This is a genomic window from Enterococcus quebecensis, assembly GCF_001730365.1.
GTDB lineage: Bacteria > Bacillota > Bacilli > Lactobacillales > Enterococcaceae > Enterococcus_L > Enterococcus_L quebecensis.
Window position 1 is genome coordinate 90,477 of sequence record NZ_MIKB01000002.1, and the last position, 16,415, is coordinate 106,891.

The 16,415-nt window shown below is 35.1% G+C and carries 11 protein-coding genes, 13 tRNA genes and 1 rRNA gene; 1 reads left to right on the forward strand and 24 read right to left on the reverse strand.

Going from position 1 to position 16,415, the window contains the following annotated elements; all coding sequences use genetic code 11:
• Window positions 1–3: 3 nt before the first annotated feature.
• Genes BCR23_RS03235 through BCR23_RS03245 form a run of 3 tightly spaced genes read right to left on the reverse strand, consistent with a single transcriptional unit; the run spans window position 4 to window position 1,951 of the window.
• Entirely contained in the window at window positions 4–1,263 is a 1,260-nt protein-coding gene (locus tag BCR23_RS03235) for a PTS sugar transporter subunit IIC (RefSeq protein ID WP_069634080.1), read from the reverse strand.
• Window positions 1,264–1,286: 23 nt separating this feature from the next.
• Window positions 1,287–1,589 carry a PTS sugar transporter subunit IIB gene (locus BCR23_RS03240; RefSeq protein ID WP_069634081.1) on the reverse strand — a complete coding sequence of 101 codons (303 nt, stop codon included), beginning with the start codon at window positions 1,587–1,589 and terminating at the stop codon, window positions 1,287–1,289.
• Window positions 1,590–1,615: 26 nt separating this feature from the next.
• Window positions 1,616–1,951 carry a PTS lactose/cellobiose transporter subunit IIA gene (locus tag BCR23_RS03245; protein ID WP_069634082.1) on the reverse strand — a complete coding sequence of 112 codons (336 nt, stop codon included), beginning with the start codon at window positions 1,949–1,951 and terminating at the stop codon, window positions 1,616–1,618.
• Window positions 1,952–2,195: 244 nt separating this feature from the next.
• Between BCR23_RS03245 and BCR23_RS03250 the strand changes: the two genes are divergently transcribed.
• Entirely contained in the window at window positions 2,196–4,856 is a 2,661-nt protein-coding gene (locus BCR23_RS03250; RefSeq protein WP_069634083.1) for a sigma-54-dependent transcriptional regulator, read from the forward strand.
• A 342-nt stretch (window positions 4,857–5,198) separates the two neighbouring features.
• Here BCR23_RS03250 and BCR23_RS03255 read toward each other — a convergent pair whose 3' ends face one another.
• From BCR23_RS03255 to rrf, 21 genes are all read right to left on the reverse strand, one after another.
• On the reverse strand, window positions 5,199–5,882 hold the full coding sequence (locus tag BCR23_RS03255) for a CPBP family intramembrane glutamic endopeptidase (protein ID WP_069634084.1): 684 nt from the start codon (window positions 5,880–5,882) through the stop codon (window positions 5,199–5,201).
• A gap of 383 nt (window positions 5,883–6,265) precedes the next feature.
• On the reverse strand, window positions 6,266–7,615 hold the full coding sequence (locus BCR23_RS03260) for a gluconate:H+ symporter (RefSeq protein WP_069634085.1): 1,350 nt from the start codon (window positions 7,613–7,615) through the stop codon (window positions 6,266–6,268).
• A 25-nt stretch (window positions 7,616–7,640) separates the two neighbouring features.
• Window positions 7,641–9,179, reverse strand: a complete 1,539-nt coding sequence (gntK, locus tag BCR23_RS03265) for a gluconokinase (RefSeq protein ID WP_069634093.1) — start codon at window positions 9,177–9,179, stop codon at window positions 7,641–7,643.
• A 10-nt stretch (window positions 9,180–9,189) separates the two neighbouring features.
• Window positions 9,190–10,083: a phosphogluconate dehydrogenase (NAD(+)-dependent, decarboxylating) gene (gene gnd, locus BCR23_RS03270; protein WP_069634086.1), complete on the reverse strand. Its 894-nt coding sequence runs from the start codon at window positions 10,081–10,083 to the stop codon at window positions 9,190–9,192.
• 117 nt (window positions 10,084–10,200) lie between these two features.
• On the reverse strand, window positions 10,201–10,884 hold the full coding sequence (locus BCR23_RS03275) for a FadR/GntR family transcriptional regulator (RefSeq protein WP_069634087.1): 684 nt from the start codon (window positions 10,882–10,884) through the stop codon (window positions 10,201–10,203).
• 441 nt (window positions 10,885–11,325) lie between these two features.
• Window positions 11,326–14,613, reverse strand: coding sequence for a bacterial Ig-like domain-containing protein (locus tag BCR23_RS03280; RefSeq protein WP_069634088.1), 3,288 nt, complete (start codon window positions 14,611–14,613; stop codon window positions 11,326–11,328).
• A 276-nt stretch (window positions 14,614–14,889) separates the two neighbouring features.
• Window positions 14,890–15,003: an amidase domain-containing protein gene (locus BCR23_RS14990; RefSeq protein ID WP_141706678.1), complete on the reverse strand. Its 114-nt coding sequence runs from the start codon at window positions 15,001–15,003 to the stop codon at window positions 14,890–14,892.
• 99 nt (window positions 15,004–15,102) lie between these two features.
• Window positions 15,103–15,186 (reverse strand) — tRNA-Leu (locus BCR23_RS03285).
• A 17-nt stretch (window positions 15,187–15,203) separates the two neighbouring features.
• Window positions 15,204–15,274: transfer RNA gene (locus BCR23_RS03290), tRNA-Cys, on the reverse strand.
• A gap of 33 nt (window positions 15,275–15,307) precedes the next feature.
• Window positions 15,308–15,379 (reverse strand) — tRNA-Gln (locus BCR23_RS03295).
• A 15-nt stretch (window positions 15,380–15,394) separates the two neighbouring features.
• A tRNA-His gene (locus BCR23_RS03300) sits at window positions 15,395–15,467 on the reverse strand.
• A 32-nt stretch (window positions 15,468–15,499) separates the two neighbouring features.
• Window positions 15,500–15,572: transfer RNA gene (locus BCR23_RS03305), tRNA-His, on the reverse strand.
• A 17-nt stretch (window positions 15,573–15,589) separates the two neighbouring features.
• Window positions 15,590–15,660, reverse strand: a tRNA-Trp gene (locus BCR23_RS03310).
• A gap of 9 nt (window positions 15,661–15,669) precedes the next feature.
• Window positions 15,670–15,750, reverse strand: a tRNA-Tyr gene (locus BCR23_RS03315).
• A gap of 3 nt (window positions 15,751–15,753) precedes the next feature.
• Window positions 15,754–15,826, reverse strand: a tRNA-Phe gene (locus BCR23_RS03320).
• Between the two features lie 19 nt (window positions 15,827–15,845).
• Window positions 15,846–15,919 (reverse strand) — tRNA-Asp (locus BCR23_RS03325).
• Between the two features lie 9 nt (window positions 15,920–15,928).
• Window positions 15,929–16,001: transfer RNA gene (locus tag BCR23_RS03330), tRNA-Val, on the reverse strand.
• 13 nt (window positions 16,002–16,014) lie between these two features.
• A tRNA-Glu gene (locus BCR23_RS03335) sits at window positions 16,015–16,086 on the reverse strand.
• 15 nt (window positions 16,087–16,101) lie between these two features.
• A tRNA-Ser gene (locus tag BCR23_RS03340) sits at window positions 16,102–16,190 on the reverse strand.
• 46 nt (window positions 16,191–16,236) lie between these two features.
• Window positions 16,237–16,310 (reverse strand) — tRNA-Asn (locus BCR23_RS03345).
• 10 nt (window positions 16,311–16,320) lie between these two features.
• Window positions 16,321–16,415: ribosomal RNA gene (gene rrf, locus BCR23_RS03350) — 5S ribosomal RNA — on the reverse strand; the annotation flags it as partial.

The window sequence follows — 16,415 nt, forward strand, 5'->3', positions numbered from 1 at the left end:
CTCCTATTGATTTTCAAGATTGACAGTTTCTTCTGTTACTCCTTGTCTATCTAATTTTTTCATAAATGGCAGATACAATAATAATACTACAACAAATTGAATCAGTTGCACAACTAATCCTTGCCATCCAGCTGCCATAAAACCAGATAAGAAAGTAGGGAGATTTTTCGGTACATTAACACTAATAACAGGTAAAAAACCGATGATTGTTGCGACATAAGCAATCCCGACACAGACAGCCGCCGAAAGAGTCAGTGGGATAAAAATAACAGCATTCATAATCATTGGAATCCCGAATTTCATTGGCTCAGTAATTCCAAAAACACTTGGAACTAAGGAAATTTTTCCGATTGATTTGAATTTTTCACTTCGGCTCATCCAGACTAAAATTACCGCTAACGCTAATGCTCTTGGTCCTTTAAAAGCATCTAAGAAAAATGAATTGATAACGTTTGTCGCTACTTCTCCTGCTGCTACAGCTTCCATATTTGCATAAGCTTGTGTCGTAAATAAAACTGCAATAACAGAGCCAACAACCATACTTCCATGAATACCGAAAAACCATAATAATTCAGATAAAAACATAATGAATAGTGCCGACCATATTGAGCCGCCTAAAGATTCAAGTGGAGTTTGAAGATTTGTATAAATAAAATCATGGATATTGCCAAACTTGGTTTCAGCAAACAACGTACTGATTATAATAACTACGATAAAAATAATTGCAGCTGGAACAATCGCTTCAAAGGTTTTAGCAATTGCTGTTGGTACACTTTCTGGCATTCTAAAAGTAATTCTCTTTTGTACCATCTTAGCAAATACCCAAGTCACAACCAATGCCACAATCATTCCAACAAAGATTCCTTTTGATCCAAGATAAGTTAACTCAAACGCCATAGCAGGTTTCTCTTTTCCAATATCAAATGCAGTGATTGGAGTCAAAACAAAGAATGATGCAAGCGATAGAATGATTGAGGAAATCGTATCTCCTTTTTTTTCTCTTGCCATCGCACAAGAAATACCAATAATCACATAAATTGTAATTAAATTACTTGAAATTGATGTTCCTAGTGAACAAGCTTTCACAACGATTTCAGGTAAACCAGGAATCATTCCAATAATTGTTGTCAGACTTCCAACAATAGTAATCGGCAGTGTCATCATCATTCCATTAGCGATACTTTTGACAAACGTATTATTCGAAAACTTATTGACAAACACATTCAACCCATTAGTAAATGTACTTTTTTTCGTTTCTGACATTTGTAATCCTCCTTTAACAAGCCTTAGTTAGCTGAGATAATTTCTTGTGCTTTTTTAAAAACTTTTTCTCCATTCATCATGCCGTAATCCATCATCTCAATGACTAAAACAGGAATTTCTGGATACTCTCTTTTCACATCGTCTTGCTGGTAACCTACTTGTGGTCCTAATAAAATAATATCTGAGCCTGCGACTCTTTCTTCTAATTCACTTAATCCGCATGCTGAAATATCTGCTTCAATTCCTTGTGAAGATGCATACTCCTCCATTTTTTTTACTAACATTCCTGTAGACATTCCACCTGCACATGCTAATGTAATTTTCATTATAATCACCTTTTCCATTTTATTTTTTATCTGTTTTCTCTAATTAAGGTACGCAACTCCTGCATTTCTTCGTGTAAATCAATAAACTCCTTCGTAAAATCTGTTACGGTAATTGCAGCCATCATATGATCTTGTGCGTGAGTTAAAAACATATTTGCCGACTCATCTGGATTACTGGCAAAGGTTTGTAAGATATCTGTATGGTGCTGATGAGCAATTTTCATATTGCTCTTACTTTCCTCCAACATTTTTTTTGCAGCAACGATCTCTCCACCTTTTGCTTCTTTAATTGCATTCATTGCCAGTGATTTTGCGTTCCCGGCATAAACAATAATCTGCATTACATCTGTCTCTGAAATCATTCGACCCTCTCCTTTAAAACACTATTTACGTTTACATAGTTATATAAGCAATAAGCATGCCAAACAGCTAATCTATTGATATAACACTGATCTGGATAAATGTGTTTTATTTTTCCAAATATAAAAACACATTTTAATTATCAGTTAAAACACATTGCAATAAATAAAACAGGTGACTTTGACTATTTAAGATCACAACATTATACTTAGTTCATACACAATATCCATTAAAGGTGGAAAAAAAATGAAACGAATTGATAAAGTAGCAGAATTACTTAGTCAGTATTCTGAGAAACAACCAGTTACTGCGAGTGAAGTCGCTGAACAACTGAAGATCACACGGGCAAATGTCAGTAGCGATTTAAATCAATTAGTCAAGCTAGGAAAAGCAAAAAAAAGTGGTACAAAACCTATTTATTTTTGCTCAACAACACCGAAAGAAAAAAAAATAAGCAATATCTTAGATGAATTCACACAAAAAAGCCCTAGCCTGTTTCATTGTAGTGAACAGGCCAAAGCAGCTATTCTTTATCCGCCAAATGGAATGCACATCTTATTAACTGGAGAAACTGGTGTAGGAAAAAGTATGTTTGCTGAATTGATTTTCAATTATGCAAAATCGCAGAATAAGATGAAAACGCATTCTGATTTTATTACCTTCAACTGTGCTGACTATGCGAATAATCCACAATTGTTAGTAGGTTCTATTTTTGGAGTTCTTAAAGGTGCTTATACAGGAGCAGAAAATGATCGGGTGGGACTACTAGAAAAAGCTAACGGCGGTATTCTTTTCCTTGATGAAATTCATCGTCTTCCCCCAGAAGGTCAAGAAATGCTCTTTACATTTATTGATCGAGGAATTTATCGTAGGCTTGGTGAAACGAACAGTGAAAGGCAAGCACAGGTACTACTCATTTGTGCAACGACAGAAGACACTTCATCGTCACTACTACAAACCTTTGTCCGAAGAATTCCTATGCGGATCGAAATTCCCAACTTAGTAGACCGAGGATTAGAAGAACGATTACATTTAATTTCAAGCTTTTTTCAAACAGAAACAAAGAAATTAAGAACGCCCATTGAGGTTTCAACAAATACGATACGTGCTTTATTAGGTTATCACTGTTCAAATAATGTAGGACAGCTAAAAGCAGACATTCAATTACTTTGTGCAAAAGCCTACTCTCAATTTATTGCTAGACAAGAAGAAACAATTAAGATCAGCAGTTATGAACTACCTCATTACATTCGGGAAGGTCTTTATAATGCTGAAGACCGAAAAAAAATCTGGCTGTTACTTCCTAATATGAATACCCGCTTTTTCCTATTTAATGAAGAAGAAACGACACTTTTTTTACCTAACATTACTAAGGGAAATGATATTTACCAAATCATTGAACAAAAAATAAGTGATATGGAACGAATTGGACTTGATATTTCTCAGTCCTCTGAAATTATTGATACAACTATCACTAATTACTATCGCTCATACAATACCGATTCCGTTGTTGACTTAACAAATCTTGAACAAATCGTTGGCTCAGAAATTGTCGCAACAGCTAATAAAGTTTGTGAAAAAGCATCTCGCTTATTGAACTTCTATCTGTCTGATAATGTTCGATATGGTTTGGCACTTCATTTGTATAATACAATTCAGCGAGTAAAACGAGGGCAAAAAATCAACAATCCACGAATTGTCGAAATAAAAAAAGAGCATCCTCATCTTTTTGAAGCTGCTCAACATTGTCTTTCTGTTATTGAAGCTGATTTTAGTGTAAAACTTCCTGAAGACGAAGCTGGTTTTCTCGCATTATTTTTCACCTCTGAAAAAAGTCAAAGTAAAAAGAGCCAAAAGGTTGAAGTCATTGTTGTAGCTCATGGTGAATCAACTGCAACAAGTATGGCCAATGTTGTAAACAAACTTCTTGGGGAACAAATCGCTGTGGGATTTGACATGAGTCTTGAAGAAAAACCAATCAGCGCTTTATCAAAAATTAAAAAGTATCTTTCAAACAAAGACCAGTTAAAAGACGTACTTTTACTCGTTGATATGGGTTCATTGATTAATTTTAGTGATGATTTGGAAAAAAGTTTAAATATCAGAATCCGCTGTATTGAGTTAGTTAGCACTTTACATGTCCTAGAAGCAAGTAGAAAAGCCTCTCTAGGAAATGGGCTAAATGAAATTTATGAATCTACGATGAATATTAAAGGACTTTCTACCTACCAAAAAAAGAATGAACGTCTAAATGTCTTAAAATTATATATTCTTACACTATGTACTACAGGCGAAGGCTCTGCTCAACTAATAAAAAAAATGCTTTGTGATCGCTTAAATTTAAGAGGCGGTGCGTGTGAGATTGTATCTTTACAAGTGACTGATGAAGACTTATTAGAACAAACAATTACTAATCTTAATCATACAGGAAAAATCATCTATACAATCGGTACGTTTCAACTACCCTTAGCATGCCCTCATTTTTCGATTACCGATGCATTAGATGAAACAAAGACTGAAAAAATGCAATCTCTCATTGATTATGAAATTGCCTTTGAAGGAATGAGAACGAATATTGCTACTATGTTAGTTTACGAGCAAGGTGAAAATTTGATTTCCTCTATTAGAGACTGGGTAGAAACTATGGCTTCTGAAATCAACCCTAACCTTTCTTATGAAATAAAAGTTGGTTTAGCTTGCCATATTGTTTGTATGATTGACCGCTTAAAACAAGGAAAAGCAGTTAGCAGTTTTCCGCAAACACCCTATTTTCAAGAAAAATATGTAACTGAAATCGCCAGTGTTCAAAAAAATAGCCAAATCTTGGAAACGTACTATGCTGTTAAAATACCAAAAGATGAAATTTTTTATATCACTGCTTTTTTTATGAATGAATCATTTATTTAACAAAACAGAATATGGAATAGAAATAAAAAACGGTTGGAACAGAAGCCTTACCTCTCCAAAATAAAGTAGTCACCATGCAACCACAACTCGTACCTTGTTGTGGTTTACAGCAACAAGAAGGAATTTACAAAAATTGCCAAGCATTACAGTAAACTTGTAAACTGATGATACTTGGTGTTCTTCAAATGTGAATTTTCCCTTTTTTTGTAAGAGTTTGCTTCTAGTCCCACCGTTTATTCACAGTCAGGCTATGATTTATTTCTTTTCTATCATCCCTCTTACATTCTAATAAACTCGAAAAGATTCAAACTATACCAATCTAAGAATAGTGTAAAATAGATTTTAAAAGTAAGACAGAAAATTATTCAAAAAATGAAAAGCAATACTGTAACGAATGTCTTTTGTGTATAAATAAATAAAACCTAAAATCCATCCAGCTGAGGCATACACTAACAAATTTAATGATATGTTTTGCTCATGTAATAATCCAAAGACCAAACCTGATACCAAAACAACCAATAGATTATTGCTCTTACTATTTTTTGTAAAAAAGTAATTAAAAAATATTCCTCTAAAAATCAACTCTTCTCCTAATGGAGCAAATATAACAATAGTAAAAAACATACTTATGGGCATAATATCAATCATCTTATTAAGTATTTCTTGATTCTCAGGAATATTTGTCACTTCTTGATTTTCTAAGAAAGTATATACTAAATCGATCATTTGATTTAGTATTACCATTGCAATAAAAAATAATCCTTTATTTTTCGTAAACTTATGAAACCCAAAATTTCTTGGATTATTAAGTTGTAATTGCTTTTGATACTTTTGATAGATCCAATAAAGTAACAAACAGGCTATAATTATATGAACAGTCAATAAAATTGTTTGATTATTTCTAATAAAGTTTGGATTTTCTATAAATATTTCTTCTACATAAGATAAACTCCAAACTAAAAAAATCAGACATAAAAAAACAGATTTTTTTATAACACCCCTAATAACTTTTACTTTTTCTTTCAAGTACATTTCCTCCTTTTTGCTAACTTATCCCTTTGAAGTCCATATTATTCTAGCAGTTTAATACTCTTTTTACTATGTTATTTTGGTAGATTTTCTCTCCTAGCACTATTTTGGCTTAAAGAGTGAGCATTTGTTTCATATTAATCGAGTTTGACTATAAAAAAAGCCCAGATGCGATTTGCTACTGGGCGTTCAACTATATAAATTTTTTTACTCATAGAACAGAATCTCAGACCTAAAAATCCGTACTTTTAAATCGTTTTCCCATTCATATCCTTTTTCTGTTACAAACTATTATTTTAATTAGTAAACTATCAGGAAGATTAAAGACAGGCTTCCCTACAATATTTATTTTGAAGCTATTTAATCTTAAATTTAATTGTTCAAACAATTAAATTTAAGACTAAAGCACCAATCAATCCAACAACTGAGATAATCGACTCTAAAACAGTCCAAGTAGCGAATGTCTCTTTAATAGATAAATTGAAGTATTCTTTAAACATCCAAAATCCTGCATCATTTACATGAGAAGCTATCAAACTACCTGCTCCAGTTGCAATTACCATCAACGCTGGATTCGTTCCCGTAGTAGCCATTAAAGGTGCAGCTAAGCCAGCAGCTGTTAGAGCCGCTACGGTTGCAGAACCCAGACAAATTCTTAAAACTGCAGCAATCACCCAACCTAAGATCAAAGGCGACAGCGTTGAATTGACGAATAATTGCGCCACATAATCCCCAACACCCCCATCGATTAGAACCTGTTTAAAAGCACCTCCGCCCCCAATAATCAATAACATCATGGCAATTTGCTTAATTGCATCTTCTGCTGACTTCATAATTTCTGGCATTGTTTGTTTGCGACGAATGCCCATTGTGTAAATTGCAAATATTAACGATAACAGCATTGCCATACCTGGTGTGCCAATAAAAGCAATTACTTGATCAATCATTGATGATTTTTCTGTAATTTTCCCACCTCTTACTAACTCATAACAAGTTGCAAGCGCCATCAAAATAACAGGAAACAAAGATGTTAGCGTACTAATTCCAAAACTCGGTGTTTCTTCTATGGAAAAGGCCTTTTGCTCCCCTAAAGCTGAAATATTTCCAGTACGATTAAATGCATCTGGGACAATTTTTTTCGCTATTTTTGTATACAATGGTCCAGCAATAATACTAGTTGGAACCGCAATCACAAAACCATATAGTAAGACCATTCCAATGTTTGCTTCATAAATTCCTGAAATTGCTGTTGGTGCTGGATGTGGCGGTAAAAAGCCATGAGTAACTGACAATGCTGCGGCCATTGGGATTCCTAAATAAAGAATTGAAATCCCTAACTCACTAGCAATGGTAAAAACAATTGGAATTAATAACACTAGACCTACTTCAAAAAATAATGCGATTCCAATAATGAAGGAAGCAGTCAAAACTGCAATTTGAATTTTTTTCCGACCAAATTTATTAATCAAAGTCGTTGAAATTCGATAAGCTCCACCAGAGTCTGAAACTAATTTACCTAAAATTGCTCCAAAACCAAAAACAAGTGCTAAGTGACCTAACTGACTACCGATTCCATTTTCAACAGTTGTAATAATTTGTGTTAGGGGCATTCCCAAACCGACAGCTACTAAAATAGAAACGATAACTAAAGAAACAAATGTATTTAATTTCACTTTCATAATCAAAAACAAAAGAATTAGAATGCCAAAACCTACGATTAATAATTCCATCCATTTTCCCTCCTAATCGTTGATACTACTTGGTATATTTCCGCTGAAAGTCAGCAATTGCCTGAAATTCATTTTGCAATAATCTTGTTGTTCGAATGAAGATAGGCAACAATTCACGGTAAATTGGAAAGTGAGATTCATTAGGTATATGTTGATTCGTCACACCAATCATCGCTGACACTTCTTCAAGTGATTCAATCAAGCCTAGGCTTTCCATTCCAATAACTGCGGCTCCCAAACAAGAACTTTCGTAGCTTTGCGGGATTGATACCTCTTGTTCAAAAATATCAGCTAATAACTGACGCCATAAAGCAGAACGAGCAAATCCTCCTGTTGCATGGATTCTTTCAGGGCGTTCCACCAACTCTTCCAAAATCAATAGAACTGAATATAAATTAAAAACAATTCCTTCAAGTGCTGCTCGTACCATATGTGCTCTTGTGTGTCTTGTGGTTAAACCAATAAACGAACCTTTAGCATTTGCATCCCAAAGAGGTGCCCGCTCGCCTCCTAAAAAAGGATGAAATAACAAGCCATCTGAGCCCGCTGGAATTTTCTCAGCAATTTGAGTTAAGATTTCATAACTGTCTATTTGCATTTGTTCAGCTGTAATTTTTTCTGGAGCAAATAGTTGATCTCTTACCCACCTAAAAACAATCCCTCCATTATTAACTGGTCCACCTATCACCCATTTATCCTTTGTAAGTGCGTAACAGAACGTCCTTCCTTTAGCATCTGTCACTGGCTTATCCGTCACCATCCGAACCGCCCCGCTTGTGCCAATCGTCAAAGCAAGTGTCTTTCCATCAATCGCATTAACGCCTAAATTAGATAAACAGCCATCACTTGCGCCTACGATAAAGGGGATCTCAGCTGGCAATCCTATTACTTCAGCATAAGATTCTTTCAATGGTGTTATTTGATAATCTGTTTCAACTAATTCAGATAATTGTTTTTCTGAAATATCTAGTAGTTCCAAAACCTCATTGTCCCAGTCTAATTTATGAATATTAAATAAACCCGTTGCCGATGCAATTGAGATATCTACTTTAAACTGACCAAATAATTTATAAAATACATACTCCTTAATGCCAATAAAGCGAGCCGTTTTTTGAAATAAATCAGGAGACTCTTCCTTTAACCATAAAATTTTACTTAGAGGGGACATCGGATGGATTGGTGTCCCAGTTCGATGATAAATCGCCAATCCTACGGATGATTGGTTTAGTTTTTCTGCTTGATGATATGCTCTATTATCTGCCCACGTAATACAGCGCGTCAATAATTGATTTTCTTCATCTAATAAAATCAAGCTATGCATCGCACTTGAAAAAGATACTCCGCCAATTCTAGCAACCTCTGCACCACTTTTTCTAATAACAGCAGTTAAAACGTCTATGACAGCTTCAAAAATTTCATCTGGGTCTTGTTCCGCCATATCGGGAACTTCTTGATACAAAGGATATTCTTTATTGGCGTAGCCTTTTACATTACCTTTCGTATCATACAAAACAGCTTTAGTACTTGTTGTTCCAATATCTACACCAATGACATAATCTTTCATTTTTCCACCTCTATTTCTTTTTAACTTCATGACCACCAAATTCATTGCGTAAGGCTGCTACAACTTTGCCACTAAATGTATCTGGATAAAGCGAACGATAACGCATCATTAAAGACATCGTAATAACTGGTGTAGCAATTTGCTGCTCTAATGATTCTTCTACTGTCCATTTTCCTTCTCCTGAGGAATACATAATTCCTTGAATTTCTTCCAAACGCTGATCTTTTTCAAAAGCCGCTTGGGTTAATTCCATCAGCCATGAACGAATAACCGATCCATTATTCCAAACTTTGGCTACTTTTTCATAGTCAAATGAAAATGGCCCATGTTCTAAAAGATCAAAGCCTTCGCCAATTGCTTGCATCATTCCGTATTCAATGCCGTTATGAACCATTTTCAAATAGTGACCGCTTCCAACTACTCCAGCATATAAATATCCATCATCAACAGCAATATCTGCGAAAAGAGGTTCTATTTCTCTAAATGTTTTTTCATTACCGCCAATCATAAAACAGCCGCCTTCCCTAGCTCCTTTTACTCCACCCGACGTCCCAACATCAAAGAAATAAATCTGTTTGTCTTCCATTAATTTTCCACGTAACACAGACTCCTTATAATTCGAGTTTCCCCCATCGATAAAAACATCCTCTGGTTCAAGTAATACCATCATCTCTTGGAAAATAGCTTCTGTTGGAGCACCACTTGGCACCATTGACCAAATTATTCGCGGTTTTGGCAGCTCTTCAATCATTTTACTCAATTGATTAACAACCATAATTTCTTTTTGGTTTTCATCTAATTCAGGTAAGTTTAAGTCAAAGCCAACTACTTGATACCCTGCATCTACAAAATTTTTTGCTAAATTGATACCCATTTTTCCCAATCCGATAATGCCAATTTTCATAAACGTTCACTCCTTGGTTAAACTCCGAGACGTCATACGTCATACGTTTATAAAAATGATAACGCTTTCTATTGATATTGTCAACAAAAAAAGTATCCACCTATTTGAGGATACTTTTTAAATATTTAATTTATCTTTATTATAACCTAAATGCCGTTTCATCGCTGTTTTGGCTGCTTCACCCTCTTTATTTTTAATTGCATTCACAATTTGTCGATGTGTTTCAATTGTTTCTTCTCTTAAACTACGATTCGTTAAACTAATAAACAATGAAATCGCAGTTTGAATAATTGGGATTAAATTGGGAACCACTAAATTTTTGCTAGATTTTGCAATGACTGAATGTAACTGAATATCTTTTTCTTCATGATTTTCATTGTTATTGATCAACTCTTCAATTTCTAGACAAATTTTTTCCATTTCTTTAACTTCATCATATGTAGCATTTTCAGCAGCTAATTTAGCTATTTCCGGCTCGATCATCATACGAACATCCATCAAATCATGACTCAACTTTTTTTTATCCGTAATAAAGCTAAGACCAAGTGGATCTTCTGTCAAACCTGGATTCTCAGATACAAACGTTCCTTTTCCACGCTGAATCATTACTACATTGCGAGCAGCTAACAATTTGATCGCTTCTCGAATTGTTCCTCTTCCAACGTTAAGTTCACTTGCCAATTCGAATTCATTTGGTAATTTATCACCAACTTTATATTGTTGGTCTTTAATCAGTTCTTCAATCTTACTTGCGACTTGCTGTGCTAATGACTGACCTTTTTGTTGACTGCTATCTAACATCTTTATGGTCTCCTTTTGACTAGAGTTTTCAAAATCTCTAGTCCCACATTTCTTTCTATTATTGTACTCAACTCTTTGGTTTGAAGCAACATATAATAAATAAACTTCCGTAGTCTGTCTTTTGTAAAAGAAAAAAATACATCAAATGTTCGAAAACATTGATGTATCATAGTATAACAGCAGCTAGGGGCTAACCGACACGCCCTCTCGGGTATTTGATTTTGAGTGCTATTATTTAATAGCTACTTTACTGTATAGCCTTTAATTTAAAAAACTTTGGATTATACATCTTTTACATATGCATAATCCCGTGGAATCAATTTTTAGGTTTTTGATGCCTTTTATACCTTCTAGCTGCTCCAATGATTAAAAAAAGTAACAATAAGAGACTGATCAATTTTTTGGCTGATCTTAGTTTCTGTTTCCATTACTATTGCCTCTTTATTCTTTAATGTTAAATTTTAATACCATGCTACTTTTTGCCTGAGGGGAAGCTTCTGAATTAGCGTTAAAGTATTTCCCATCAAATCTAAGCTTAGTAGATGTTTTAAAGTCCAAGTCTACCAAATGAATTGCCTTAGTGTTTCCATTTAAACTCTGCACTTTTGGTTGATCATTTACGAATAAATTAAGTCGTAATTTATTCTCCGGTTTAGTGGGATCTTTCTCTTTTGCTGATAAATAGGTCACTTCGCTATCTTTTTCGACTGAGAACGAAGTCATCTCTACTTCCAACGAAGTATTGTCAGAGTTGTTAGTGACTGAGTAACTTTCGGAAATAACCTTATCTTTGTTTTCACTTTTCATATCCGAAAAGAACAACATTTTAGTAGGGATTGTTACATTCACCCATTTATTCTCAACATTGACCTCAATATCGTAATCATACTGAACTTTTTTACCTGTTTTGAGGGTTTCTTCTACTCTTACTCTAGCCGACTTCAGCCCTGATGTTCCGGTGTCAGGTAGATTCACAAATTCTACGGGTTTTATATTTTTAATTTCGTTAGAATCAAAATATTTGTTCATATTATTTTTAAAATCTTCATTTAAAGTATCTCCCGAAGCATGTAATACTGTTGAAACTTTTTTTGGTTTCAATTGATTTACTCTTAATGGTTGATAGCCATCCTTTGTAATTTCATAATAAACAGACCTTAAGTCGTTATTATACCGATTTCGTTCCTCATTTTCGTAGAGATAATTTTTTGTAGGTTCTCTCTGCCATGCTCGAACAATATCACCGTACTGAACGGATTGCTTTTGATCCGTTCCCCATTTTTTTAAAGTATCTTGTTTCAACTCTACTCCTTTGGCTTCAATATGAGCTTGCCCACGCTTTGTTTCATCCATAGTAATTGTCGTCGTTTTACTCAGATCAAACCAGTCAAACTGATAATATAAATCTTCAAAAGAAGTATGAATTGGTTTATTGTCATCTTCTAATCCAGAAACTGCCGCTATGATTGGATTTTCCCCAAGTATCAATGGAAACGCAGCACTAGTACGAGTATCTCCCAAAGCACCATAAGCAACACTAGATCTGCCCCACTCCACTTTAACAGGCACAGAAACATCAACTTTTTCTCCAGTTGAACTCCTCACGACTGTTACGATCATTTTTTTATTTCCAATTACATCCTCTTTTACTGTTTCTTTGATTTCAACCGTATAGTCATCTGGTTTAATCTCTTCATTTCCTTTTTTCACATTTTTCACAAAATCTTTTGGATTCAAACGATCTATTGATGCTCCTAAGGATAATGTTTGAGGTTTCCCTTCTGCTGATAATTTCTCTTGAACAGTCACCTTAAATTTAGCCTTTGTATTCTTTGCTTTCCCTTTAAAAATTAATGTATATTCGTAAACACCTGGTTTACTGGTGTCTATATTCGTCTCTTTATTCGGTACACCTTCAATGCTTATTCTTTTATCCGACCATGGAATATCCTTGCCGTTTTCATCCGTAGCACTAGAAAATCCTTCTTTCCAGCTTATTTTCTGTTCAACATCCACAGTCAAATCTTTTGTCTTTAGTGAAGATTTATCTTCTTTAATAGTTACTGTTGATACGTTACTATACTCTCTACTCTCTATATGAAATACCCGAACTTTGTATATTCCTGGCTCTTTTGTATCCAGTTCCTTCGTTAACCAATCGCTTCCTACTTGTTTCCCATCTGGATAAATATAATAATATTTAAAATCCTCGGCTTTAATCTTATTGCCATCTTTATCTGTTACGTTTTTGAATGGCATATTCGGATCAAACTTCTCTCCTTGATAGAGATTGACATCTTGTAACTCTAGTTTTGTTTTATCTTCTTTAACAGTTATTGTTGCTACATTACTATACTCATTACTCTCTATATGAAACACCCGAACTTTGTATATTCCTGGTTCTTTTGTATCCAGTTCTTTTGTTAACCATTTGTCTTCTACCTGTTGCCCTTCTGGGTAAATATAATAATATTTAAAATCCTCCGCTTTAAGCTTATTGCCATCTTTATCTGTTACATTTTTGAATGGCATATTCGGTTCAAACTTATCTCCCTGGTATAGATCGACATCTTGTAACTCTAGTTTCGTTTTATCTTCTTTAACAGTTATTGTTGCTTCATTACTATACTCTTCGTTAAATGGATCATACAGCCGAACTTTGTATATTCCTGGCTCTTTTGTATCTAGTTCTTTTGTTAACCATTTGTCTCCTACTTGTTGCCCTTCTGGATAAATATAATAATATTTAAAATCCTCCGCTTTAACCTTATTGCCATCTTTATCTGTTACGTTTTTGAATGGCATATTCGGATCGAATTTTTTTCCTTGATACAGTTCAACATCTTGTAATTCTAGTTTCGTTTTATCTTCTTTAACAGTTATTGTTGCTTCATTACTATACTCTTCACTCTCTGGATAATACACCCGAACTTTATATGTTCCTGGCTCTTTTGTATCCAGTTCCTTCGTTAACCATTCGTTTCCTACTTGTTGCCCTTCTGGATAAATATAATAATATTTAAAATCCTCTGCTTTAATCTTTTTGCCTGCTTTATCTGTTACGTTTTTAAATGGCATATTCGGATCGAATTTTTTTCCTTGATACAGTTCGACATCTTGTAACTCTAGTTTCGTTTGATTTTCTCTGATTCTTACATATACTTTATTACTCCAACCCACTCTAGGGACAAAAACGAAAAGTAAATACGACCTTACTTTAGTTGTGTCTATAGCTGAAACTCGATTATGTTCTGCTATTGATTTATTATCAATCCAGTAATTATACAAATTAAAAAAATTATGATCGGTTATCCTAGTTCCAAATTCGTCATATACCTTATCTAAAGGAGAATTTGGATCAAATTTCTCATCTATACCTATATATAATGTTACACTTTTTACTCTTGGTGCGGGTACCCATATCTTTATATTCCTATATAGATCAATCATTTCTTGATTATCTTCAGTTTTCTCTTTAATAGGTTTTGATTCTGCCGATTCCTGTTCGTTTTGATTTTTAGAATTCACCTCTACTTCATTATTTGAAGAACTGGAATTCACTGATTCATCATTTGCTTCCTCATTTTTATTCTCTGCAATTTCAGTGTTTTCATTGTTATTCTCTGCAAATACTTTACCTGTTTGTAACACATGTTCAAATGTTAAAAGTATGCACAAAGACACAAATATCAGATTTTTTATAAAAAGAATTTTTTTATTGTCTTTCACCTCTTGAAACCACCTTTCATTTAAAAGCCAAACGTAGAATACTCTACACTAATACCGCTTGTTCTATATCTGATTTGTCAATATACATTGTACAGTGTTTGACCTTATCTTTTTTATCGTCATCTGTTCTACTATCCGACAATATAAAATAAAAAAACTTCTGATTAAGTAGATACGATAAATTATTAGCTTTTATGAAGAAGTTAAATGATTATTTTACAATTGTTTTATAAATGGTCGCACTTTTTCTAGAAAAACTAGGTTGACTCCAACATACTATATAGCTTGAGAAACATAATTTACACAGTTATTAGCCTTCCACATTTGATAGTTAGAATTTCTTTTATTCCACCATTTATTCGATATGTTACCACTTTTTTGGACTAACATTTTTTTAATATCTTACAATTATAGGAAACTTTTGTTGACTTTTATTTAAAAAACAAAAAAAGATACATCAACAGTTTGAAAACGTTGATGTATCTTTTATACCGGCGGCCGGGGTCGAACCGGCACGCCCTCGCGGGCACTGGATTTTGAGTCCAGCGCGTCTGCCAATTCCGCCACGCCGGCATTAAAATTATTTTGCAAGGCGGTAACCGGATTTGAACCGGTGATGAAGGTTTTGCAGACCTCTGCCTTACCACTTGGCTATACCGCCATATTACAATTTAAAATTCTCAATAAGAGAAAACTGGGGTAGCTGGATTCGAACCAACGCATGACAGGATCAAAACCTGTTGCCTTACCGCTTGGCTATACCCCAAAAATTAAAGCTAAGGGCGACTGATGGGAATCGAACCCACGCGTGGCGGAACCACAATCCGCTGTGTTAACCACTTCACCACAATCGCCATAAAAACTATAATAAAAAATTAAAGCTGAGGGCGACTGATGGGGATCGAACCCACGCATGGCGGAACCACAATCCGCTGTGTTAACCACTTCACCACAATCGCCGTAAATCAAATTACAACAGGGATAGTAGGAATCGAACCCACAATGACGGTTTTGGAGACCGTAGTTATACCGTTTAACTATATCCCTACTGTTTAATGGAGGAAAGTGGATTCGAACCACTGAACCCTAAGGAACGGATTTACAGTCCGTCGCGTTTAGCCACTTCGCTATTCCTCCAAATGGCGCAAGACAGAATCGAACTGCCGACACACGGAGCTTCAATCCGTTGCTCTACCAACTGAGCTACTGCGCCAATAAAACTATAATAATAACGGTCTGGACGGGACTCGAACCCGCGACCTCCTGCGTGACAGGCAGGCATTCTAACCAGCTGAACTACCAAACCGTAATTTAATGGAGGTTGACGGGATCGAACCGCCGACCCCCTGCTTGTAAGGCAGGTGCTCTCCCAGCTGAGCTAAACCTCCAAAAAATATAAAATGACCCGTACGGGAATCGAACCCGTGATACCGCCGTGAAAGGGCGGTGTCTTAACCGCTTGACCAACGGGCCAATAAAAACTTAATACGGAGAGTAAGGGATTCGAACCCTTGAGACAGTGTTCACCGTCTACATGATTTCCAATCATGCTCCTTCGGCCACTCGGACAACTCTCCAGAGTTAAAAGAAGCAAATATTACTCATATGTCCTATATTAAGGAACTCCGGCAGTAGGACTCGAACCTACGACATCATGATTAACAGTCATGCGCTACTACCAACTGAGCTATGCCGGAATAACAACTAGCGTGGCGACGTCCTACTCTCACAAAGGGAAACCCTTCACTACAATCGGCGCTAAGAAGCTTAACTTCTGTGTTCGGCATGGGAACAGGTGTATC